The following is a 20,325-nucleotide window of genomic DNA, read 5'->3' as shown; positions in this document are numbered from 1 at the left end:
GTTCCAGTCGGCGGAATCTCCTAAAGGCTCTCTAGCGCGACTCGTTCCTATTGAAGTCGTTGATGATTTCCTGAAGGAGTTCCCCATGGCCTCCGCCAATCCTTACAAATTGTTCGATGTAACCTTGCATCGAAAAACCCGGTTGAGCCCGCACATGATGCGGATCACGCTCGTCGGTCTTCCAGTCCGAGAAATGGCGACCTGGGCGCCGGATCAGCGGGTGAAGCTGTTCTTTCCTGCAGCCAATGGCTCGCAGGCCAAGCTTTCTCAAGAGGAAGGTTGGTACGCCCGGTTTCGCGCGATGCTGGCAGACCGACGTCCCGCTATGCGCACCTACACCATCCGGCATTTACGCGCGGAGCAAGGCGAAGTCGATATTGATTTTGTTCTGCACGGTGAGACCGGGCCGGCGTCGCGTTGGGCGCTGCATTCGCAGCCTGGTGATTCGATGCAGATCCTTGCGCCTGATCGCCATTTCTCGGCGCAGGAGGCCGGCGGTTTTGAATGGAAGCCGCCACAGGCACTCAAGCAGCTTTTGCTCGTTGCAGATGCGACGGCGCTGCCAGCAGCCATGGGCATTCTTGATGAGTTGGCGATGCTCGCCGAGCCACCACAAGTTCAGGCATTTTTCGAAGTGGACAGTGCTCAGGACATGCTCGACGTCCCTGATTGGCCGGCGTTGTCGGTACGTTGGTTGATCCGGGAACCTGCGAGCGAAACAGTCGCGGGAGCGCTGATGGTGGAGGCGGTCAGGGCGGCGACTTTGCCCGTCCATGTATCTTCAGTGGGGCAAGCGATTGAATTGGCTGACGTTGACATAGAGAAGGACATTCTCTGGGAAATCGCCGATACCGCCACTGAGGGCTTTTATGGCTGGATTGCCGGAGAGTCGGCGGCGGTGATGAGTTTGCGCAGATACCTGATCAAAGAATGTGGCATGCCTCGTGAGTCTCTCAATTTGATGGGCTACTGGCGTCACAACAAGGCAGCCAACTAGGCACAAATGAAAAGGCCTCGAACATAACGTTCGAGGCCTTTTTTCTGCGCTGAAATCAACCGCAGGCTTTCATGTTCACCGGGCCGACGAATTCATTACCGCGGCCCATCACACACGCCACGCTCTGATTGCGCTGACGCTCCCAGTCCTGCACCGGGTAAGTCTTGTCCCACGCCTCATACAATTGTCGATCCTGTTTCGACAGGCGCAAGCCGTACTGCTTGCTCATGTAAAAATAAGTGCGGGCAATCATGCCGCGTATGGACGGGCGAGGCATGACCTTCTTCGCTTTGAAGTCAACCTGGGTCAGGCATGAACCGTATTGCCCGGATTGCACTGGCAGCCAGCCGTAGCTGAAATTGCTGCGATCGCCATTGACCTCGCCAATGCTCGGCACCAGGTTATGCAGATCGGCTTCAGCCTTTTGATAGCTTGGGTCGTAACGCGTGCAGTTTTTGCGTCCACCTTCTTGCCAGCACTGACGCTGATGGCCGAACTGCCAGGCCGGCACAATGTGTTCCCATTCAATGCGTGACGCACGCTTGGCATTCTTGCGCGGTACGTAACCGCAAGCCTTCAGGTCAACCTTGTTGCCGGTGTACTTGCACCCGCAATAAAACTCTGTGGATTGCGGCGCATACAGCTTCCAGGCGACCTTCTTGGCTTCGGTAAATGTGCGGGGTGCGCCAGCCTGGGCACCCACGGCGATGAACAAAAGCAGCAAAGCAAAACAGCGGACACTCATTGAATCAATCTTCCTTCGGTACAACCCAAAAAATCTGCACGCCACCGTCGTCGCGATAGGCGAGGGTGACGTTGTCGTTCTCGTCGATTTCCTCGAGCAGGCGCTCCCACTCGTCCATCGGCTCGTCCGGCAGACGGAAGATCAGTGCGGCTTTGGCTTTTTGTGCGGCGGGGGAATTGATGATTTTCTGAACGCGCATGCCCATACGTTCGTAAGCGTCAGGAGCATCAGGGGAGGTGGCCACGAGGTTATCCTTATTAAGCTGTACGTGCATACAGTATTTAACTGTAAGCATTTTCGCAACTGCTTAAAATTCAAGAAAATCCTCTGACAGCGGTTTTCCGAGTTTGGTGTAGGTCGTGTCGAATTTTTTGTGGGAAAAGTGCGAGAGCGTTATGAGCGATGCACCACCCACCGGTCAGGCGAGTGGCGCAGGGTGCCCAATCAAGAATTGATTGGGCGAAGGTCCATCAATATTCCCAGAACATCCGTTGCAGCTCTTTGCTGTCGTTGGTTTTGGTCAGGGCGACCATTGCCAGGATGCGAGCTTTCTGCGGGTTCAGGTCGTGAGCAACAACCCAGTCGTACTTGTCGTCCGGCTGTTCGGCGTTACGCAGAACGAAGCCGCCAGCGTTGACGTGGGACGAACGAATGATTTGCACGCCATCCTTGCGCAGCGCTTGCAGGGCTGGAACCACGCGGGAGGAGACTGAGCCATTACCGGTACCGGCATGGATAATTGCCTTGGCACCGGATTGGGCGAGAGCCTTGTAGGCAGTATCGCTGACGTTGCCGTAGGAATAAGCGATTTCTACGTCAGGAAGGCTCTTGATGTTTTTGATGTCGAATTCCGAATCCATGGTGTGACGCTTGGCTGGCAAGCGGAACCAGTAGGATTTGCCTTCAACCACCATGCCCAGTGGGCCCCAGGCACTTTTGAAGGCCTCAGTCTTGATGTTGATCATCTTGCTGACGTCGCGACCGGACTGGATTTCGTCATTCATGGTCACCAGTACGCCTTTGCCATGCGCTTCTTTGCTGCTGGCCACGGCCACGGCGTTGTACAGGTTAAGCATGCCATCGGCGGACATGGCAGTGCCCGGGCGCATCGAGCCGACGACGATGATCGGCTTGTCGGTTTTTTCCACGAGGTTTAGGAAGTAAGCGGTTTCTTCCAGGGTGTCGGTGCCGTGGGTGATGACGATGCCGTCGACGTCTTTGCTGTCGGCCAGTTCGGCTACACGACGACCCAGTTGCAGGAGGTTTTCGTTGGTGATGCTTTCCGAGGCAATCTGCATGACTTGTTCGCCACGCACGTTCGCCAGTTTGCTCAGTTCGGGAATGCCGGCGATCAATTGCTCTACGCCGACCTTTGCCGCTTGGTAGGTGGCGCTGTTGGCGGCGCTTGCGCCGGCGCCGGCGATGGTGCCGCCGGTGGCAAGTACTACGACGTTAGCGAGCTTGGTCTGGGTTTCGACTTCTTTCGCCTGAAGGGCGGTGGGCAGGAGCAGGAGAAGGGCCAAAGCGCCCGGAACCAAAGTGTTGAAAGCAGATTTCATTATTTTTCTCTCTAGTAGTGAGACGGTGCTGATGCAGGTTCATCTAGATGCACCCCAAGCCGATCTGGATGCCCGGGGTGCGGTGAAGGGAGCAGGATCTGTACCAGCCGTACTTTGCGTCAGAGAAATGTTTAACTTGATGATTTACATCAAGATTTTTTGAGTTGGCAAATTGCGGGGCGAATCGTTTATCCGGGTTTCCGAACACTGGACGCTTTCGCGTTCGGCTCTCCGAAAAGGACTACTGCTTTTGTCGAGTGATTCGAGTGGCCGGTTTCGGCTTTTCTGCTAAAGAAACCTTCGCGGGGGCCGATGGTTGTTCAAGGAAACAGAATCTAGGGAGTTCACATGTCACTGACGGTCGGTTTATCTAATCCTGCGGCAGTCACCATCGGCGGCAAAACCGCAGCGACTATCAATGCATTGAGCGAGGCGGGAGCGGAGGCTTCCACCGAGGCGCTGGGCACAGAGAAAGAATCGAACAATCAGGTCAGGACCGGTGGTGCTGCCGCGCCAGAAGACAGCAAGGCTGAAAGCGGCGACAACCTGAGCGTCACGGTCAAGATGTTGCTCAAGCGCATGCAGGAACTGCAGAAGCAACTTCAGGAGCAGCAACAACAACTGGCGGCCGCACAGGCCAAGAGCTATCCGACGCCTGAGGCCAAATCGCAGGCGGTGATGTCCATTCAGGGGCAAATCGCGCAAACCAGCGCTGCGATGGCAGAAGTGGCCGGTGCACTGGTCAAGGAAATGACCAAGAGTTCCACCAGCGGTAACCTGGTCAGCACCACGGCATAAGCAGCGAAGGGGCGAGTCCGACGATTCGCCCTACAACAAATGACGATTTCTGATTGTTGACAAATGTCGGCGGGATTCGCATAGTTCGGTCTACGCAAACGTTTGCGTGGCGCTCCCGGCGCTTTATGGCCCGGCAGAAAGCCAAGTAGCTTACGCCAGCGCAAGCGTTGCTCACAATAATCATAAGATCGGAGTGAACCCATGAAGCTGCCATTCGCTGGACGTCTTCTTGCTGTCGCTATGCTGGCTGCCACAGCCGCTGCACTACCTGTCTCCTCGGCATTCGCCGAATCCGCCGAAAAACCTAAAGTCGCGCTGGTCATGAAGTCTCTGGCCAACGAATTCTTCCTGACCATGGAAGATGGCGCCAAGGCCTACCAGAAAGAACACTCCGCCGATTTCGACCTGATCTCCAATGGCATCAAGGATGAAACCGACACTGCTGGCCAGACCCGCATCGTCGAGCAAATGATCCTGGCCAAGGTCAATGCACTGGTGATCGCGCCTTCCGATTCCAAGGCCATGGTGCCGGTGATCAAGAAAGCCGTCGATGCCGGCATCACCGTGATCAACATCGACAACCAGCTCGATCCGGCCATCGTCAAAAGCAAAAACATCAGCGTGCCTTTTGTAGGCCCGGACAACCGCAAAGGCGCGCGTCTGGTCGGCGAATACTTGGCCAAGCAGCTCAAGGCCGGTGACGAAGTCGGCATCATTGAAGGCGTGTCCACGACCACCAATGCCCAGCAGCGCACTGCTGGCTTCAAGGATGCGATGGACGCTGCACAGATCAAGATCGTTTCCCTGCAATCCGGTGACTGGGAAATCGACAAGGGCAACAAGGTTGCCGCGTCGATCCTCAGCGAATACCCGGACGTCAAAGCATTGCTGGCCGGTAACGACAGCATGGCTGTAGGTGCTGTCTCCGCCGTGCGCGCCGCGGGCAAAGCCGGTCAGGTTCAGGTCGTCGGTTACGACAACATCAATGCCATCAAGCCAATGCTGAAGGACGGTCGCGTGCTGGCTACTGCTGACCAGTTCGCTGCCAAGCAAGCCGTGTTCGGCATCGAAACCGCGCTGAAAATCATCAAGGGCGAGAAAGTCGACAGCGGCGCCAACGGCGTGATCGAAACACCGGTCGAGCTGGTCACCCAGTAAGTCTTCTGGCGACACAACGGCGCTCGTCCGTCCGGGCGAGCGCATGGAGAGTTTTTATGTCAGTTTCCGCCCCGAACGCTGTCCTCTCGGTCAGCGGTATCGGTAAGACCTATGCGCAGCCGGTGCTCAGCGGCATCGATCTGACGCTGATGCGCGGTGAAGTGCTGGCGCTGACCGGCGAGAATGGTGCCGGCAAAAGTACCCTGTCGAAAATCATCGGCGGACTGGTCACGCCGACCACCGGCCAGATGCAATTCCAGGGCAAAGACTATCGTCCGGGCAGCCGCACTCAGGCCGAAGAACTCGGCGTGCGTATGGTCATGCAAGAACTCAATCTGTTACCGACACTGTCGGTTGCGGAAAACCTGTTTCTCGACAACCTGCCAAGCAACGGCGGCTGGATCAGCCGCAAGCAATTACGCAAAGCCGCTATTGAAGCCATGGCACAAGTCGGCCTCGACGCGATTGATCCGGATACGCTGGTTGGCGAGTTGGGTATCGGGCATCAGCAGATGGTCGAAATTGCCCGCAACCTGATTGGCGACTGCCATGTGCTGATTCTCGATGAGCCGACCGCGATGCTCACCGCACGCGAAGTCGAAATGCTCTTTGAGCAGATCACCCGCTTGCAGGCGCGCGGCGTTTCGATCATCTACATTTCCCACCGTCTCGAAGAGCTGGCCCGCGTAGCGCAGCGCATTGCCGTGCTGCGTGACGGCAATCTGGTCTGTGTCGAGCCGATGGCCAATTACAACAGCGAGCAACTGGTTACGCTGATGGTTGGTCGTGAACTGGGCGAACATATCGACATGGGCCCGCGCAAGATCGGTGCTCCGGCGTTGACGATCAAAGGCCTGACCCGTTCCGACAAAGTGCGCGATGTCTCGTTCGAAGTGCGTGCCGGCGAGATCTTCGGGATTTCCGGATTGATCGGGGCAGGGCGCACTGAATTGCTGCGATTGATTTTCGGGGCGGATGTTGCCGACAGCGGCAGCATCGCGCTCGGCTCCCCGGCCAAAGTGGTCAGCGTGCGCTCACCCGTCGACGCCGTGCGTAATGGCATCGCGTTGATTACTGAAGATCGCAAAGGTGAAGGCCTGCTGCTGAGTCAGTCGATCAGCGCCAACATCGCCCTCGGCAACATGCCGGAAATTTCCAGTGGCGGGGTCGTCAACAACGGCGACGAAATCGCTCTGGCGCAGCGTCAGATCGACGCCATGCGCATCCGCAGTTCGAGTCCGACACAACTGGTTTCAGAGTTGTCCGGTGGCAACCAGCAGAAAGTCGTGATCGGCCGCTGGCTGGAGCGCGACTGTTCGGTGCTGCTGTTCGACGAGCCGACCCGTGGCATCGACGTCGGCGCCAAGTTTGACATTTATGCCTTGCTCGGCGAACTGACGCGTCAGGGCAAAGCGCTGGTGGTGGTGTCCAGTGACCTGCGTGAACTGATGCTGATCTGCGACCGGATCGGCGTGCTTTCGGCGGGGCGCTTGATCGACACTTTCGAGCGCGACAGCTGGACCCAGGATGACTTGCTTGCCGCCGCGTTCGCCGGCTACCAAAAACGTGATGCGTTGCTCAATGAAGCGGCGCCTAGGGATCTCCCATGAAAACTGCATCTCCTGCCGGCAAACGTAGTGGCAACTTCTATGGTCTGGGCACTTATCTGGGCCTGGCCGGTGCCTTGCTGGCGATGATTGCGCTGTTCTCGGTCTTGAGCAGCCACTTTCTGTCCTATAACACCTTCAGTACACTGGCCAACCAGATTCCTGATCTGATGGTGCTGGCGGTCGGCATGACCTTCGTGTTGATCATTGGCGGCATCGATCTTTCGGTGGGGTCGGTGCTGGCATTGGCTGCTTCGACGGTCAGCGTCGCCATTCTTGGCTGGGGCTGGGGCGTGTTGCCGTCAGCGTTGCTCGGCATGGCTGTTGCGGCACTGGCTGGTACGGTCACCGGTTCGATCACAGTGGCGTGGCGGATTCCATCGTTCATCGTCTCTCTGGGTGTGCTGGAAATGGCTCGGGGTCTGGCGTATCAGATGACCGGATCGCGCACGGCGTACATCGGTGACTCGTTTGCCTGGCTGTCGAACCCGATCGCGTTCGGCATCTCGCCGTCGTTCATCATTGCCTTGCTGGTGATCATCATTGCTCAAGCCGTTCTGACCCGTACCGTGTTCGGTCGCTACCTGATCGGCATCGGCACCAACGAAGAGGCGGTGCGTCTGGCGGGGATCAATCCGAAACCCTACAAGATTCTGGTGTTCAGCCTGATGGGCCTGCTGGCCGGTATCGCCGCGCTGTTTCAGATTTCCCGTCTGGAAGCTGCTGACCCGAACGCCGGTTCCGGTCTGGAGCTGCAAGTGATCGCCGCGGTGGTGATCGGCGGTACCAGCCTGATGGGCGGGCGTGGCTCGGTGATCAGCACATTCTTTGGCGTACTGATCATCTCGGTACTGGCGGCGGGTCTGGCGCAGATCGGCGCGACCGAACCGACCAAACGAATCATCACGGGTGCGGTCATCGTGATCGCGGTGGTGCTCGATACTTATCGCAGTCAGCGCGCCAGTCGCCGGGGCTAAGTCATGGCAACGATCAAGGACGTGGCAGCTCTCGCGGGAATTTCCTACACGACGGTGTCGCATGTGGTGAACAACACGCGGCCGGTCAGTCAGGAAGTGCGGCTGAAAGTCGAGGCGGCGATCAAGAGCCTCGACTATGTGCCGAGTGCGGTAGCGCGCTCGCTGAAGGCCAAGACCACTGCAACCATTGGCCTGTTGGTGCCGAACAGCCTCAACCCGTACTTCGCGGAGTTGGCGCGGGGCATCGAGGATTACTGCGAGCGTAACGGCTACTGCGTGATCCTCTGCAACTCCGACGATAATCCCGACAAGCAGCGCAGCTATTTGCGCGTATTGCTGGAGAAACGCATCGACGGTTTGATCGTCGCCTCCGCTGGCGGTGACAGCGGCCTGGCGCAGGGGTTGGCCGGAGTGAAAACGCCGATGGTCATCGTCGACCGTGGTCTCGACGGTGTCGATGCCGATCTGGTGCGCATCGACCATGAATACGGCGCTTACCTCGCCACCCGGCACTTGCTCGAATTGGGGCATCGCGACATTGCCACCATTGGCGGTCCGGCCAGTACCAGTGTGGCGCAGATGCGTCTGGCCGGATATTGCCGGGCTCTGAAAGAGGCGGGTATCGACGTCCGCCAGGAGCGCATGCTGGAAAGTGATTTCACCAGTACCGGCGGCTACAACGCGGCCGCGATTCTCCTCGAGAGCAATCCACCGAGCGCGATCTTTGCCGGTAACGACATGATCGGCATCGGCGTGCTGCGTGCCGCGGCAGAGCGCAATGTTCGCGTGCCGAGCGAATTGTCGGTGATCGGTTTCGACGATATCCAGATGAGTCGTTACGTGTATCCGGCACTCACCACTGTGGGGCAATCGATCCTGCAGTTGGGCGAGATGGCGGCCGAAGTGCTGTTGCGAAGGATTGCTACGCCGACTCTGGGTACCGATCAGCGGATCGTGACCCCGAGTATTGTCTTGCGCGAATCGACCGCCCCGTTGTCCGGCGTGTTCACCGAATACCGCTGAAACCGAATTGACGAGTAATGATGTATGCCAGCAAATGTAGTGGTAATAGGCAGCCTGAACATGGACCTGGTGACCCGGGCGCCACGGTTGCCCGTAGGTGGTGAAACGCTGATCGGTCACTCGTTTGCCACGGTTTCCGGTGGCAAGGGCGCCAATCAGGCGGTGGCCGCCGCGCGTTTGGGCGCACAGGTGGCGATGGTCGGTTGCGTTGGCAATGACGACTATGGTGTGCAATTGCGTAACGCCTTGTTGGCCGAGCAGATCGATTGTCAGGCAGTGAGTACAGTCAATGACTCCAGCGGCGTGGCGCTGATCGTGGTCGATGACAACAGTCAGAACGCGATTGTCATTGTCGCCGGTGCCAACGGTGCCATGACGCCGGCAGTGATCGACCGTTTCGATGCGGTTCTGCAAGCCGCCGACGTGATCATCTGCCAGCTCGAAATTCCCGATGCCACGGTGGGGCATGCGCTCAAGCGTGCGCGTGCACTGGGCAAAATCGTCATTCTCAATCCGGCACCGGCCAGTCGTGCACTGCCGGCAGACTGGTTTGCCGCGATCGATTACCTGATCCCCAACGAGAGCGAAGCGACTGTGTTGAGCGGGTTGCCGGTGGACTCGCTGGAAAGCGCAGAAAGTGCCGCCAGCCAACTGATCACTATGGGGGCGGGTAAGGTCATCATTACCCTCGGTGCTCAAGGTTCGCTGTTCGCTAACGGCCAGAGCTTTGAGCATTTCCCGGCGCCGAAAGTGAAGGCTGTCGACACCACCGCCGCCGGAGACACTTTTGTCGGTGGCTTTGCGGCGGCGCTGGCCAATGGCAAATCCGAGGCCGAGGCGATTCGCTACGGGCAGATTGCCGCCGCGCTGTCGGTAACCCGCGCCGGCGCGCAACCGTCCATTCCAACCCAATCCGACGTACAGGCCTTTAAACCCGCATGAAAAAGACTCCTCTGCTTAACGTCGCACTGTCGCGGCTGATCGCGTCCCTGGGCCATGGCGACATGGTGGTCATTGGTGATGCCGGGCTGCCAGTGCCGCCGGGCGTCGAGCTGATTGATCTGGCGCTGACCCATGGCGTCCCGGATTTCATCAGCACCCTGAAAGTCGTGCTCAGCGAGATGCAGGTGGAAAGCCATGCACTGGCCAAAGAAATCTTCGACAAACAACCGACCGCGCTGAATACGCTGGACGCGTTGAATGAAGAGGGCGCGCTGGGCCGTCGCGATCTGCTCAGTCACGAGCAATTCAAGGTTCTCAGCCGACAGGCTCGGGCGATTGTTCGTACAGGTGAATGCCAGCCTTACTGCAACATCGTCCTCGTCGCCGGGGTTACATTCTGATTTTCGATTCCACATGCACAAGGAATGCGCCATGCAACGCTATGCTCAGAAACTGCATCAACTCATCCGGGGTTTACTGCTTTTGTCCGTAATCACTGCGACCGGCGCTCAGGCGGCGGAAAAAATCGACCTGATCATCGATACCGATCCAGGGGCCGACGACGTGGTCGCCCTGTTGTTCGCGCTGGCCTCGCCGGAAGAACTGAACATTCGCGCGCTGACCACCGTCGCCGGCAATGTGCGCCTCGACAAGACATCGCGTAACGCGCGCCTGGCTCGCGAGTGGGCAGGGCGCGAAGACGTACCGGTTTATGCGGGTGCGCCAAAGCCGCTGATGCGCACGCCGATTTACGCCGAGAACATCCATGGCAAGGAAGGCCTGTCGGGTGTCACCGTGCACGAACCGAAAAAGGGTCTGGCTGAAGGCAATGCGGTCAACTACCTGATCGATACGCTGAAAAAAGCCAAGCCGCACAGCATCACGATCGCCATGCTTGGTCCGCAGACCAACCTGGCATTGGCGCTGATCCAGGAGCCTGAAATTGTTCAGGGCATCAAGGAAGTGGTGATCATGGGTGGTGCGCACTTCAACGGCGGCAACATCACCCCGGTGGCTGAATTCAACCTGTTTGCTGATCCGCAAGCGGCCGAAGTGGTCCTGAAAAGCGGCGTGAAACTGACCTACCTGCCACTGGACGTGACCCACAAGATTCTTACCAGTGATGCGCGCCTGAAACAGATCGCTGCGCTGAACAACAACGCGAGCAAGATTGTCGGCGACATCCTCAATGAGTACATCAAAGGCGACATGGAGCACTACGGTATTCCGGGTGGCCCGGTGCATGACGCTACCGTTGTGGCCTATCTGCTCAAGCCGGAACTGTTCACCGGTCGTTCGGTGAATGTCGTGGTGGATAGCCGTGAAGGGCCGACTTTCGGTCAGACCATCGTTGATTGGTACGATGGCCTGAAGGCGCCTAAAAACGCTTTCTGGGTGGAAAACGGCGACGCGCAAGGCTTCTTTGACTTGCTGACCGAGCGCCTGAAGCGCCTGAAGTAAACGATTCGCCCGCAGGTGCCAGCCTGCGGGTTTCTACACCCTCTCAGTGTGTTCAACCTGTTCGGTCGGGTAGCGCTCGAAAATCTGCTTGATGAATTGCTGAGCCGCCTCCGTGCCCAGCTCCTTGACCAATAGATCGATACCAATCAGCGCAAGCTCCTCGGTGGTTCCCGGGCTGTAAGAGCTGTGTCCGTCTGCCCATTTGGCATTAATGGCGGCGTCGATGCTGATGGTGGTCATGAGAGCGCTCGAATAGTCGGAAGATCTTGGGTTTGAGTTAACCATTTTGTCGGGCATTTGGCACTGCGACTTAGGCATGAGCGGAGCGCTATGCGACACTTGGTCTTTTAAAGGCTCGCAAGGATTTTGCTGTGCAGATCGATTTGAATACCCCTGACGGCCTCACGCTCGATGCGGTGCGCCAATTGCTCGCTTCGGCTAGCGATGACGAACACACGCAGTTGCGCGTGACCAAGGGCGGTATCGCTTACATTTCTTCCGGCGTTACCGGTGGGCAGGATATCGACGGTTTGCTGTTTCGCCTGGAAACCTGGGCTAAGGGCTCGGGCTACGTGGGCAACGTCGCGGCCAGTGACGAGGTGTGGGTGATGCAGATTTTCAATGCGCTGAAGGACAACTGGCCGAATCCGCCGTATGACTACATCGACGTCTACTGAGCGCCGTTAATATTCAGTCACGATTGATTGCTGAAGTGACGCATGCCGCTCAGGCACACTCGGCGTTTTTCCGGTCGTGGGGCAGGGTGATGGCCTTGGCCGTGAAACCAAATGCCGGAACGGCGGTCGCACGATCTCAGCTTAACCATTTTGAAAACAAGGAGGCTTCATGCCTTTGAAGTTCGCGACACTGGGTGCACTTATGGCCGCTTTGATGTTGGCCGGTTGCAGCACGACCTCCAGCGAGTCGGCAAAGGAAACTGCGGCGACCGAAGCCGGTCACAGCCGCTGTGAAGCAACGGCGGCGGAATTCGCCATCGGCAAGAAAGCTTCACCAGAGTTGCTGGAGCAAGCACGCAACAAAGCCGGGGCGCAAAATGCCCGCTTTCTCAAGCCGAACGACATGATCACGCTTGAGTACCGCTCCGATCGCTTGAATCTGAACACCGACAACAATCTGGTGATCACACGCGTCAACTGCGGCTGATCAGCGAAGGCTTTTGTTGCAGACATAAAAAACCCCGTCACATGGACGGGGTTTTTTTAGTGCGCGCAGAAATTACTCTGGGCGAACCTGTGCAGCTTGCATACCCTTTTGGCCTTTCTCAGCCACGAAGGAGACGGTCTGGCCTTCTTTCAGGCTTTTGAAACCGTCGGATTCGATAGCTTTGAAGTGTACGAACAGGTCGTCACCGCCACCTTGAGGAGTGATGAAGCCGAAGCCTTTTTCATCGTTGAACCACTTAACGGTGCCGGTTTGGCGATTAGACATGGTGTATCTCCAAGAAACATATATTTTTCAGTACTGTGCTGCTCAGGCCAACTGGGCACACCGGGATATCATAGTCGAAATGTTCGCTTTGGTAGCCCCCCGGACGTGCTGTTTGCCAATCAGTCGTGTTTTCTTTACTGTCTATTTCGGCTGAAAGCCCCGGTTTACAAGGCTTTGCGCGGAACGTAAAGACAATAAAAAAACCTGTAAAACCTGCATAAATCGTCCGAAAAGGCTCAAATTCAGCCCTTTTTAGCGGCGCTGAGCCGACTCAGAATGCTTTTTCGATCACTTTTTCGCCGGGGTGTTTGCCTTGCATTTGGCGATTTGGCCCAGCGCTTTCTGCTGCAATTCAGGAGTGGCTTTGTTGTCCATCAGCGCCTGAATGTCGCTCGCTGGATAAGACTTGATGGCATCAGCGCCACAAGCGCAGTGCGATTTGGCCGCAGCAGCGCCAATTTGCGGAGTCGCCGCCTGGGTGCACTGGGCCATGTACTTCTCACGCTCGCCCTTAGGCCAGTCGGCGTGGGCACTCAGCGGCAGCAACATAACGATAGGGGCGACGACGGCGAACAGGGTATTCAGACGCATGCGAGGATGCTCCTTGTGGGTCAATGTCTTGTTATCTGAGGGCTGAAGGGGCCATCAAGTTCAGCACTCTGGCATAAAAACAGACGATTTGCCTTGTGATCAAACAGAGGCATAAGTGACCGCTCATCTGTGCTAGCATGCCGGGCTCAAGCGTTCTCAGGCTCCGGATGACCTACAGTCCCGGCAGCGGTCGACGTGCGAATAATTCGATTTGAATCCCAGTCACTCTGGTTCGGTTTTCCGGTTGGCCGCAAGGCTCCTGCCGCTGTAAGGCAGGCGTTCGTCATTGAATGGCCTGGATCGGATCTTGTACTGGCTCATCCCAACCCACGTGACCTTTGGTAGGGGTCACCACTAGGAGAGGAGGCGCCATGCCAACTATTACTCTTCCCGACGGCAGTCAACGTTCATTCGATCACCCGGTTTCCGTAGCCGAGGTCGCCGCATCCATTGGTGCCGGTCTGGCCAAAGCCACCCTGGCCGGCAAGGTCAATGGCCAACTGGTCGACGCCAGCGACATCATCAGCAGCGACGCGACCCTGCAAATCATCACGCCAAAGGATGAAGAGGGGCTGGAGATCATTCGCCACTCTTGCGCTCACCTGGTTGGCCACGCTGTCAAGCAGTTGTACCCGACTGCGAAAATGGTCATCGGGCCGGTCATCGATGAAGGCTTCTATTACGACATCGCCTTCGAACGTCCTTTCACTCCGGACGACATGGCCGCTATCGAACAGCGCATGCAGCAGCTGATCGAAAAAGATTACGACGTGATCAAGAAAGTCACTCCGCGCGCCGAAGTGATCGAAGTGTTCAAGGCTCGTGGCGAAGACTACAAACTGCGCCTGGTCGAGGACATGCCGAACGAGCAGGCCATGGGCCTGTACTATCACGAAGAATACGTCGACATGTGCCGCGGTCCGCACGTGCCGAACACACGCTTCCTGAAATCCTTCAAGCTGACCAAGCTGTCCGGTGCCTACTGGCGCGGCGACGCCAAGAACGAGCAATTGCAGCGCGTTTACGGCACCGCCTGGGCAGACAAAAAGCAGCTGGCGGCTTACATCCAGCGCATCGAAGAAGCTGAAAAGCGCGATCACCGCAAGATCGGCAAGCGTCTGGGCCTGTTCCACACCCAGGAAGAATCCCCGGGCATGGTGTTCTGGCACCCGAACGGCTGGACTCTGTACCAGGTGCTCGAGCAGTACATGCGCAAGATCCAGCGCGACAACGGCTACCTTGAGATCAAGACCCCTCAAGTCGTTGACCGCAGCCTGTGGGAGAAATCCGGGCACTGGGCCAACTACGCCGACAACATGTTCACCACGCAGTCGGAAAACCGCGACTACGCCATCAAGCCAATGAACTGCCCGTGCCACGTGCAGGTGTTCAATCAAGGCCTGAAGAGCTACCGCGAGCTGCCGATGCGTCTGGCCGAGTTCGGTGCCTGCCACCGTAACGAGCCGTCGGGTGCGCTGCACGGCATCATGCGCGTGCGTGCGTTCACTCAGGACGACGCCCACATCTTCTGCACCGAAGAGCAGATGCAGGCTGAATCCGCTGCGTTCATCAAGCTGACCATGGACGTTTACCGCGACTTCGGCTTTACCGATGTCGAGATGAAACTGTCCACTCGTCCGGAAAAACGCGTCGGTTCCGACGAGCTGTGGGATCGCGCTGAAGCTGCACTGGCTGCAGCCCTTGATTCTGCGGGCCTGCCGTACGATCTGCAGCCGGGTGAGGGTGCGTTCTACGGTCCGAAGATCGAGTTCTCGCTGAAAGACTGCCTTGGTCGGGTCTGGCAATGTGGTACTCTGCAGCTCGATTTTAACCTGCCTGTCCGTTTGGGCGCTGAATATGTCTCCGAAGACAACAGCCGCAAACACCCAGTGATGTTGCACCGTGCGATCCTCGGTTCCTTCGAGCGTTTCGTCGGGATTCTGATCGAGCACTACGAAGGTGCGTTCCCTGCCTGGCTCGCGCCAACGCAGGCGGTGATCATGAATATCACTGATAAACAGGCAGATTTTGTTGCAGAAGTTGAAAAAACTCTCAACGAAAGCGGATTTCGTGCCAAGTCCGACTTGAGAAATGAAAAGATCGGCTTTAAAATCCGCGAGCATACTTTGCTCAAGGTTCCCTATCTCTTGGTAATCGGAGATAAGGAAGTCGAGATGCAGACTGTCGCTGTGCGTACTCGTGAAGGTGCTGACCTGGGCTCGATGCCCGTCGCCCAGTTCGCTGAGTTTCTCGCGCAAGCGGTTTCCCGGCGTGGTCGCCCAGATTCGGAGTAATTATTATTAAGCGTGAAATGAGACAAGATAAACGAGCTGCACCGAAAGCCCCGATCAACGAGAATATCTCGGCACGCGAGGTTCGGTTAATTGGGGCTGAAGGTGAACAGCTTGGGATTGTGTCAATTGAAGACGCGCTTCTTAAGGCTGAAGAGGCCAAACTGGATTTGGTGGAAATTTCCGCCGATGCAGTACCCCCTGTTTGCAAACTGATGGACTACGGCAAATCGATCTTCGAGAAGAAGAAACAGGTTGCCGCAGCCAAGAAAAACCAGAAGCAGATTCAGGTTAAAGAAATCAAGTTTCGTCCAGGGACGGAGGAAGGGGATTACCAGGTAAAACTGCGCAACCTGGTACGTTTCCTGAGTGATGGGGACAGGGCCAAGGTATCCTTGCGATTCCGCGGCCGTGAGATGGCCCACCAGGAGCTGGGGATGGAACTCCTCAAGCGGGTTGAAGCTGACCTGCTCGAGTACGGTTCGGTCGAACAGCATCCTAAGATGGAAGGACGCCAGCTGATCATGGTCATCGCCCCGAAAAAGAAGAAGTAATCAACAGGGCACGGCAGGCCTTCTGATTATGTTTATCAACTGAATGCGGAGTATCCGAACATGCCAAAAATGAAAACCAAAAGTGGTGCTGCTAAGCGGTTTCTGAAAACTGCTAACGGTATCAAGCACAAGCACGCTTTCAAGAGCCACATCCTGACTAAAATGTCGACCAAGCGTAAGCGTCAACTGCGCGGTAGCAGCTTGCTGCATCCGTCTGACGTGGCAAAAGTCGAGCGCATGCTGCGCCTTCGTTAATTTTAGTCAAGAATAGAGGAAGTAACTCATGGCTCGTGTAAAGCGTGGCGTCATTGCCCGTAAGCGTCACAAAAAAATTCTGAAACTTGCTAAAGGCTACTACGGCGCACGCTCCCGCGTATTCCGTGTTGCCAAGCAAGCGGTAATCAAGGCAGGCCAATACGCCTACCGTGACCGTCGTCAGAAAAAACGTCAGTTCCGCGCTCTGTGGATCGCTCGTATCAACGCTGGTGCTCGTGTTAACGGTCTGTCCTACAGCCGTTTCATCGCTGGCCTGAAAAAAGCGTCCATCGAGATCGACCGTAAGGTTCTGGCTGATCTGGCAGTGAACGAAAAAGCGGTGTTTGCTGCGATTGTCGAGAAAGCTAAAGCCACCTTGGCTTAAGTACCCCCGACAATCACCCGGCCTCACTTCCGTGGGGCCAGGTGGTAAACGTCTTAAATAGGGGAAGAGCCTTCAAGCTCTTCCCCTATTTTGTATCTGGAGTCTGTACATGGAAAACCTGGATGCGCTGGTCTCTCAAGCACTAGAGGCTGTGCAAAGCGCTGAAGATATCAATGCCCTGGAGCAAATCCGGGTTCAATACCTTGGCAAAAAGGGCGAATTGACTCAGGTGATGAAGACCCTGGGGAATTTGCCGGCAGAAGAGCGTCCGCAAGTCGGCGCCCTGATCAACGTTGCCAAGGAACGTGTTACAGGCGTTCTCAATGCGCGCATGGCTCTGTTTGAAGAAGCCGAACTGGCTGCCAAACTGTCTGCCGAATCCATTGACGTGACATTGCCGGGCCGTGGCCAGACCTCCGGTGGTCTGCATCCGGTGACCCGGACTCTGGAACGTGTCGAGCAGTTCTTCACCCGCATCGGCTACGGCATTGCCGAAGGCCCTGAGGTCGAAGACGACTATCACAACTTCGAAGCGCTCAACATCCCAGGCCATCACCCGGCCCGGTCGATGCATGACACCTTCTATTTCAACGCCAACATGCTGCTGCGCACCCATACCTCGCCGGTACAGGTCCGCACCATGGAATCGAAGCAACCGCCGATTCGCATCGTCTGCCCAGGCCGCGTGTATCGCAGTGACTCCGATATCACCCACTCGCCGATGTTCCACCAGGTCGAAGGCCTGCTGGTTGATCGCGACATCAATTTTGCCGATCTCAAAGGCACCATCGAAGAATTCCTGCGGGTGTTCTTCGAGAAAGAGCTGGCCGTACGTTTCCGTCCTTCGTACTTCCCGTTCACCGAGCCATCCGCTGAAGTCGATATGGAATGCGTGATGTGCAGCGGAAAAGGCTGCCGTGTCTGCAAGCAGACCGGCTGGCTGGAAGTGATGGGCTGCGGCATGGTTCACCCGAACGTGCTGCGCATGTCCGGCATCGATCCGGAAGAGTTCTCCGGTTTTGCTTTCGGTATGGGCGTCGAGCGTCTGGCCATGCTCCGTTACGGCGTGAACGACTTGCGTCTGTTCTTCGACAACGACTTGCGGTTCCTCGCGCAATTTCGCTAGTCGTAACGAATTCTTAGGAGAGCAGGATGAAATTCAGTGAACAATGGCTGCGTGGCTGGGTTAGCCCGCAGGTAAATCGCGACGAGCTGGTTGCTCGTCTGTCGATGGCTGGCCTGGAGGTCGATAGCGTGACCCCGGCCGCCGGTGTATTCAGCGGCGTGGTGGTGGGCGAGGTGCTAAGCACCGAGCAACACCCTGATGCCGACAAGTTGCGCGTGTGCCAGGTCAGCAATGGCGCGGAAACCTTTCAGGTCGTGTGCGGAGCGCCAAACGTGCGTCCGGGCCTGAAGATTCCGTTCGCCATGATCGGTGCCGAACTGCCGGGCGACTTCAAGATCAAGAAGGCCAAGCTGCGTGGCGTCGAGTCCAACGGCATGCTCTGCTCGCAAGCCGAGCTGCAGGTCGGTGAAGGCAATGACGGTCTGATGGAACTGCCGGCCGATGCGCCGGTGGGCGAAGATTTCCGTGTGTACCTGGATCTGGAAGACGCCAGCATCGAGGTCGACCTGACCCCGAACCGCGGCGACTGCCTGTCCTTGGCCGGTCTGGCCCGTGAAGTCGGCGCGCTGTACGACGCGCCGGTCACTCGTCCAGTGGTCATGAGCATTCCTGCCGTGCACGATGAAGTGCGTTCGGTAGAAGTGCTGGCGCCAGTAGCATGCCCGCGTTACCTGGGTCGCGTTATCCGTAACGTTGATCTGTCCAAGCCGACGCCGCTGTGGATGGTTGAACGTCTGCGCCGCGCCGACGTGCGCAGCATCGACGCTGCCGTCGACATCACCAACTACGTGATGCTCGAACTGGGCCAGCCGCTGCACGCTTTCGATCTCGCCGAAATCAATGGCGGCATTCGTGTGCGCATGGCGGAAGAGGGCGAGAAGCTGGTACTGCTCGACGGTCAGGAAGTCAGCCTGCGTAGCGATACGCTGGTGATTGCCGACCACACCCGCGCGCTGGCGATTGCCGGTGTCATGGGTGGTGAGCACAGTGGTGTCTCCGCGACCACTCGCGACGTATTCCTGGAATCCGCATTCTTCGACCAGATCGCTGTCGCTGGCAAGGCTCGTTCCTACGGCCTGCACACCGATGCGTCGCACCGCTACGAGCGTGGCGTCGACTGGCAACTGGCCCGTGAAGCCATGGAGCGCGCCACTGGCCTGCTGCTGGAAATCACTGGCGGTGAAGCCGGCCCGATCATCGAGACCGTCAGCGAGCAGCATCTGCCGTCGATCGCACCGATCACTTTGCGTTCCCAGCGCATCACCCAGATGCTCGGTATGGAAATGGATTCCGCGCAGGTCGAGCGTTTGCTCGGCGGTCTGGGTCTTGGCATTACTGCCGACGGTGAAGGCCAGTGGCGCGTAGAAGTGCCAAGCCATCGCTTCGACATCAGCCTGGAAGTCGATCTGATCGAAGAGCTGGCCCGTCTGTACGGCTACAACCGTCTGCCGGTTCGTTACCCGCAAGCGCGTCTGGCGCCGCAAGCCAAAGCTGAAGCGCGTAGCGATCTGCCGGAACTGCGCCGTCTGCTGGTGGCGCGTGGTTATCAGGAAGCGATCACTTACAGCTTCATCGATCCGCGTCAGTTCGAACTGTTCAACCCGGGCGTCGAGCCGCTGTTGCTGGCCAATCCGATTTCCAATGACATGGCTGCCATGCGCTCTTCGTTGTGGCCAGGTCTGGTCAAAGCGCTGCAGCACAACCTCAACCGCCAGCAAGATCGCGTGCGTCTGTTCGAAAGCGGTCTGCGCTTCGTTGGTCAGTTGGAAGGCCTGAAGCAAGAGCCGATGCTGTCCGGTGTGGTTTGCGGTAGCCGTCTGCCGGAAGGCTGGGCGCAAGGTCGCGACACGGTCGATTTCTTCGACGTCAAAGCTGACGTTGAGGCTGTGCTGGGCTTTGCCGGTGCACTGGATTCGTTCACTTTCGCTCCGGGCAAACACCCGGCGCTGCATCCGGGTCAAACCGCGCGCATCGAGCGCGAAGGGCGTGAAGTCGGTTTCATCGGCGCCATCCACCCGGAATTGTCGAAAGCCCTGGGTCTGGATCGTCCAGTCTTCGTTTTCGAGCTGGTTCTGGCTGAAGTGGCACTCGGTAAAATGCCGAAATTCCACGAGTTGTCGCGCTTTCCTGAAGTGCGTCGTGACCTTGCACTGATTGCGCACAAAGACGTCGCGTCCGCGGCCGTACTGGACGTAATCCGTGAAAATGCAGGCGAATGGCTCACAGATCTCAGGCTGTTTGACGTGTATCAGGGTAAAGGTATTGATCCTGATAGAAAAAGCCTTGCAGTTGGCTTGACCTGGCAGCATCCATCGCGCACTCTTAATGACGATGAGGTGAATTCGACGACGCAAAATATCCTCACCTCGCTCGAACAAAGGTTGAACGCCACGTTAAGGAAGTGACG

24 protein-coding genes are annotated in these 20,325 nt (G+C 57.3%); 18 read left to right on the top strand and 6 right to left on the bottom strand.

Translation table 11 applies throughout. The features are described from left to right. The first annotated feature begins 85 nt into the window (after nucleotides 1-85). Nucleotides 86-997 (top strand): siderophore-interacting protein, encoded by a 912-nt coding sequence (locus tag KBP52_RS07790; protein ID WP_212622545.1) that lies wholly within the window; start codon nucleotides 86-88, stop codon nucleotides 995-997. Between the two features lie 55 nt (nucleotides 998-1,052). Here the strand turns inward: KBP52_RS07790 and KBP52_RS07785 are convergent, their stop codons facing one another. From KBP52_RS07785 to KBP52_RS07775, 3 genes are all read right to left on the bottom strand, one after another. Beyond that, nucleotides 1,053-1,742 (bottom strand): endonuclease I family protein, encoded by a 690-nt coding sequence (locus tag KBP52_RS07785; RefSeq protein WP_077571941.1) that lies wholly within the window; start codon nucleotides 1,740-1,742, stop codon nucleotides 1,053-1,055. Between the two features lie 4 nt (nucleotides 1,743-1,746). Beyond that, nucleotides 1,747-2,037 carry a DUF1654 domain-containing protein gene (locus KBP52_RS07780; protein WP_212622544.1) on the bottom strand — a complete coding sequence of 97 codons (291 nt, stop codon included), beginning with the start codon at nucleotides 2,035-2,037 and terminating at the stop codon, nucleotides 1,747-1,749. A gap of 175 nt (nucleotides 2,038-2,212) precedes the next feature. Next, on the bottom strand, nucleotides 2,213-3,301 hold the full coding sequence (locus tag KBP52_RS07775) for an asparaginase (protein WP_034152752.1): 1,089 nt from the start codon (nucleotides 3,299-3,301) through the stop codon (nucleotides 2,213-2,215). On the opposite strand from KBP52_RS07775, the gene KBP52_RS07770 reads away from it, so the two are divergent. From KBP52_RS07770 to KBP52_RS07730, 9 genes are all read left to right on the top strand, one after another. Then, nucleotides 3,285-3,464 carry a hypothetical protein gene (locus KBP52_RS07770; RefSeq protein WP_147304419.1) on the top strand — a complete coding sequence of 60 codons (180 nt, stop codon included), beginning with the start codon at nucleotides 3,285-3,287 and terminating at the stop codon, nucleotides 3,462-3,464. The genes KBP52_RS07775 and KBP52_RS07770 overlap by 17 nt on opposite strands. Before the next feature lie 185 nt (nucleotides 3,465-3,649). Beyond that, nucleotides 3,650-4,099, top strand: a complete 450-nt coding sequence (locus tag KBP52_RS07765; protein ID WP_116031048.1) for a hypothetical protein — start codon at nucleotides 3,650-3,652, stop codon at nucleotides 4,097-4,099. Nucleotides 4,100-4,300: 201 nt separating this feature from the next. Beyond that, complete coding sequence (locus tag KBP52_RS07760; protein ID WP_077571943.1) at nucleotides 4,301-5,257, top strand: sugar ABC transporter substrate-binding protein; 957 nt, start codon at nucleotides 4,301-4,303, stop codon at nucleotides 5,255-5,257. Between the two features lie 56 nt (nucleotides 5,258-5,313). Then, nucleotides 5,314-6,867 carry a sugar ABC transporter ATP-binding protein gene (locus tag KBP52_RS07755; RefSeq protein ID WP_212622543.1) on the top strand — a complete coding sequence of 518 codons (1,554 nt, stop codon included), beginning with the start codon at nucleotides 5,314-5,316 and terminating at the stop codon, nucleotides 6,865-6,867. Further along, nucleotides 6,864-7,841 (top strand): ABC transporter permease, encoded by a 978-nt coding sequence (locus KBP52_RS07750; protein ID WP_007913478.1) that lies wholly within the window; start codon nucleotides 6,864-6,866, stop codon nucleotides 7,839-7,841. Before KBP52_RS07755 ends, KBP52_RS07750 begins: the two co-directional genes overlap by 4 nt. Before the next feature lie 3 nt (nucleotides 7,842-7,844). Beyond that, nucleotides 7,845-8,864: a LacI family DNA-binding transcriptional regulator gene (locus tag KBP52_RS07745; RefSeq protein WP_077571946.1), complete on the top strand. Its 1,020-nt coding sequence runs from the start codon at nucleotides 7,845-7,847 to the stop codon at nucleotides 8,862-8,864. 24 nt (nucleotides 8,865-8,888) lie between these two features. Next, entirely contained in the window at nucleotides 8,889-9,806 is a 918-nt protein-coding gene (gene rbsK / locus KBP52_RS07740; protein WP_212622542.1) for a ribokinase, read from the top strand. Continuing rightward, a complete protein-coding gene (gene rbsD / locus KBP52_RS07735) occupies nucleotides 9,803-10,207 on the top strand; it encodes a D-ribose pyranase (protein ID WP_123592850.1) in 405 nt (134 codons plus the stop codon). Before rbsK ends, rbsD begins: the two co-directional genes overlap by 4 nt. Before the next feature lie 31 nt (nucleotides 10,208-10,238). After that, nucleotides 10,239-11,267 (top strand): nucleoside hydrolase, encoded by a 1,029-nt coding sequence (locus tag KBP52_RS07730; RefSeq protein ID WP_095047635.1) that lies wholly within the window; start codon nucleotides 10,239-10,241, stop codon nucleotides 11,265-11,267. Nucleotides 11,268-11,300: 33 nt separating this feature from the next. Here KBP52_RS07730 and KBP52_RS07725 read toward each other — a convergent pair whose 3' ends face one another. Further along, entirely contained in the window at nucleotides 11,301-11,507 is a 207-nt protein-coding gene (locus tag KBP52_RS07725) for a hypothetical protein (RefSeq protein WP_077571950.1), read from the bottom strand. A gap of 131 nt (nucleotides 11,508-11,638) precedes the next feature. Here KBP52_RS07725 and KBP52_RS07720 point away from each other — a divergent pair, with 131 nt between their 5' ends. Both KBP52_RS07720 and KBP52_RS07715 read left to right on the top strand, forming a co-directional pair. Further along, nucleotides 11,639-11,944, top strand: a complete 306-nt coding sequence (locus KBP52_RS07720; protein ID WP_007913485.1) for a hypothetical protein — start codon at nucleotides 11,639-11,641, stop codon at nucleotides 11,942-11,944. Nucleotides 11,945-12,113: 169 nt separating this feature from the next. Next, the gene (locus KBP52_RS07715) at nucleotides 12,114-12,431 is read left to right on the top strand and encodes an I78 family peptidase inhibitor (protein ID WP_123592852.1); all 318 of its coding nucleotides are present in this window, start codon (nucleotides 12,114-12,116) and stop codon (nucleotides 12,429-12,431) included. Between the two features lie 72 nt (nucleotides 12,432-12,503). Here KBP52_RS07715 and KBP52_RS07710 read toward each other — a convergent pair whose 3' ends face one another. Both KBP52_RS07710 and KBP52_RS07705 read right to left on the bottom strand, forming a co-directional pair. Next, nucleotides 12,504-12,716 carry a cold-shock protein gene (locus KBP52_RS07710; protein WP_003179963.1) on the bottom strand — a complete coding sequence of 71 codons (213 nt, stop codon included), beginning with the start codon at nucleotides 12,714-12,716 and terminating at the stop codon, nucleotides 12,504-12,506. Nucleotides 12,717-13,004: 288 nt separating this feature from the next. After that, nucleotides 13,005-13,307: a hypothetical protein gene (locus KBP52_RS07705; RefSeq protein WP_077571952.1), complete on the bottom strand. Its 303-nt coding sequence runs from the start codon at nucleotides 13,305-13,307 to the stop codon at nucleotides 13,005-13,007. Nucleotides 13,308-13,678: 371 nt separating this feature from the next. Between KBP52_RS07705 and thrS the strand changes: the two genes are divergently transcribed. The 6 genes from thrS to pheT all read left to right on the top strand — a co-directional run bounded on the left by thrS (nucleotide 13,679) and on the right by pheT (nucleotide 20,323). Beyond that, nucleotides 13,679-15,601 (top strand): threonine--tRNA ligase, encoded by a 1,923-nt coding sequence (gene thrS / locus KBP52_RS07700; RefSeq protein WP_007913488.1) that lies wholly within the window; start codon nucleotides 13,679-13,681, stop codon nucleotides 15,599-15,601. Then, nucleotides 15,601-16,152 (top strand): translation initiation factor IF-3, encoded by a 552-nt coding sequence (infC, locus tag KBP52_RS07695; RefSeq protein ID WP_170947229.1) that lies wholly within the window; start codon nucleotides 15,601-15,603, stop codon nucleotides 16,150-16,152. Before thrS ends, infC begins: the two co-directional genes overlap by 1 nt. Nucleotides 16,153-16,212: 60 nt before the next feature. Next, a complete protein-coding gene (rpmI, locus tag KBP52_RS07690) occupies nucleotides 16,213-16,407 on the top strand; it encodes a 50S ribosomal protein L35 (protein WP_002553160.1) in 195 nt (64 codons plus the stop codon). A gap of 28 nt (nucleotides 16,408-16,435) precedes the next feature. Beyond that, the gene (rplT, locus tag KBP52_RS07685) at nucleotides 16,436-16,792 is read left to right on the top strand and encodes a 50S ribosomal protein L20 (RefSeq protein ID WP_007913489.1); all 357 of its coding nucleotides are present in this window, start codon (nucleotides 16,436-16,438) and stop codon (nucleotides 16,790-16,792) included. Nucleotides 16,793-16,901: 109 nt separating this feature from the next. Further along, nucleotides 16,902-17,918, top strand: coding sequence for a phenylalanine--tRNA ligase subunit alpha (pheS, locus tag KBP52_RS07680; RefSeq protein ID WP_003226365.1), 1,017 nt, complete (start codon nucleotides 16,902-16,904; stop codon nucleotides 17,916-17,918). A 26-nt stretch (nucleotides 17,919-17,944) separates the two neighbouring features. Next, nucleotides 17,945-20,323, top strand: a complete 2,379-nt coding sequence (gene pheT / locus KBP52_RS07675; RefSeq protein WP_212622541.1) for a phenylalanine--tRNA ligase subunit beta — start codon at nucleotides 17,945-17,947, stop codon at nucleotides 20,321-20,323. Nucleotides 20,324-20,325 lie beyond the last annotated feature (2 nt).

The organism is Pseudomonas sp. SCA2728.1_7 (assembly GCF_018138145.1).
Lineage (GTDB): Bacteria > Pseudomonadota > Gammaproteobacteria > Pseudomonadales > Pseudomonadaceae > Aquipseudomonas > Aquipseudomonas koreensis_A.
Note: the sequence above shows the minus strand (reverse complement) of the source record. Positions and strands in the feature narration are given on the sequence as shown.

Excerpts from the sequence above, each read along its gene's own strand:
- rpmI (WP_002553160.1), top strand. The coding sequence starts at position 16,213 with ATGCCAAAAATGAAAACCAAAAGTGGTGCTGCTAAGCGGTTTCTGAAA.
- KBP52_RS07765 (WP_116031048.1), top strand. The coding sequence starts at position 3,650 with ATGTCACTGACGGTCGGTTTATCTAATCCTGCGGCAGTCACCATCGGC.
- KBP52_RS07725 (WP_077571950.1), bottom strand. The coding sequence starts at position 11,507 with ATGACCACCATCAGCATCGACGCCGCCATTAATGCCAAATGGGCAGAC.
- KBP52_RS07780 (WP_212622544.1), bottom strand. The coding sequence starts at position 2,037 with ATGCTTACAGTTAAATACTGTATGCACGTACAGCTTAATAAGGATAAC.
- KBP52_RS07755 (WP_212622543.1), top strand. The coding sequence starts at position 5,314 with ATGTCAGTTTCCGCCCCGAACGCTGTCCTCTCGGTCAGCGGTATCGGT.
- thrS (WP_007913488.1), top strand. The coding sequence starts at position 13,679 with ATGCCAACTATTACTCTTCCCGACGGCAGTCAACGTTCATTCGATCAC.
- KBP52_RS07750 (WP_007913478.1), top strand. The coding sequence starts at position 6,864 with ATGAAAACTGCATCTCCTGCCGGCAAACGTAGTGGCAACTTCTATGGT.
- pheT (WP_212622541.1), top strand. The coding sequence starts at position 17,945 with ATGAAATTCAGTGAACAATGGCTGCGTGGCTGGGTTAGCCCGCAGGTA.
- KBP52_RS07775 (WP_034152752.1), bottom strand. The coding sequence starts at position 3,301 with ATGAAATCTGCTTTCAACACTTTGGTTCCGGGCGCTTTGGCCCTTCTC.
- KBP52_RS07710 (WP_003179963.1), bottom strand. The coding sequence starts at position 12,716 with ATGTCTAATCGCCAAACCGGCACCGTTAAGTGGTTCAACGATGAAAAA.
- KBP52_RS07705 (WP_077571952.1), bottom strand. The coding sequence starts at position 13,307 with ATGCGTCTGAATACCCTGTTCGCCGTCGTCGCCCCTATCGTTATGTTG.
- rbsD (WP_123592850.1), top strand. The coding sequence starts at position 9,803 with ATGAAAAAGACTCCTCTGCTTAACGTCGCACTGTCGCGGCTGATCGCG.
- rbsK (WP_212622542.1), top strand. The coding sequence starts at position 8,889 with ATGCCAGCAAATGTAGTGGTAATAGGCAGCCTGAACATGGACCTGGTG.
- KBP52_RS07745 (WP_077571946.1), top strand. The coding sequence starts at position 7,845 with ATGGCAACGATCAAGGACGTGGCAGCTCTCGCGGGAATTTCCTACACG.
- KBP52_RS07730 (WP_095047635.1), top strand. The coding sequence starts at position 10,239 with ATGCAACGCTATGCTCAGAAACTGCATCAACTCATCCGGGGTTTACTG.
- KBP52_RS07790 (WP_212622545.1), top strand. The coding sequence starts at position 86 with ATGGCCTCCGCCAATCCTTACAAATTGTTCGATGTAACCTTGCATCGA.
- pheS (WP_003226365.1), top strand. The coding sequence starts at position 16,902 with ATGGAAAACCTGGATGCGCTGGTCTCTCAAGCACTAGAGGCTGTGCAA.
- KBP52_RS07785 (WP_077571941.1), bottom strand. The coding sequence starts at position 1,742 with ATGAGTGTCCGCTGTTTTGCTTTGCTGCTTTTGTTCATCGCCGTGGGT.
- rplT (WP_007913489.1), top strand. The coding sequence starts at position 16,436 with ATGGCTCGTGTAAAGCGTGGCGTCATTGCCCGTAAGCGTCACAAAAAA.
- KBP52_RS07715 (WP_123592852.1), top strand. The coding sequence starts at position 12,114 with ATGCCTTTGAAGTTCGCGACACTGGGTGCACTTATGGCCGCTTTGATG.
- KBP52_RS07760 (WP_077571943.1), top strand. The coding sequence starts at position 4,301 with ATGAAGCTGCCATTCGCTGGACGTCTTCTTGCTGTCGCTATGCTGGCT.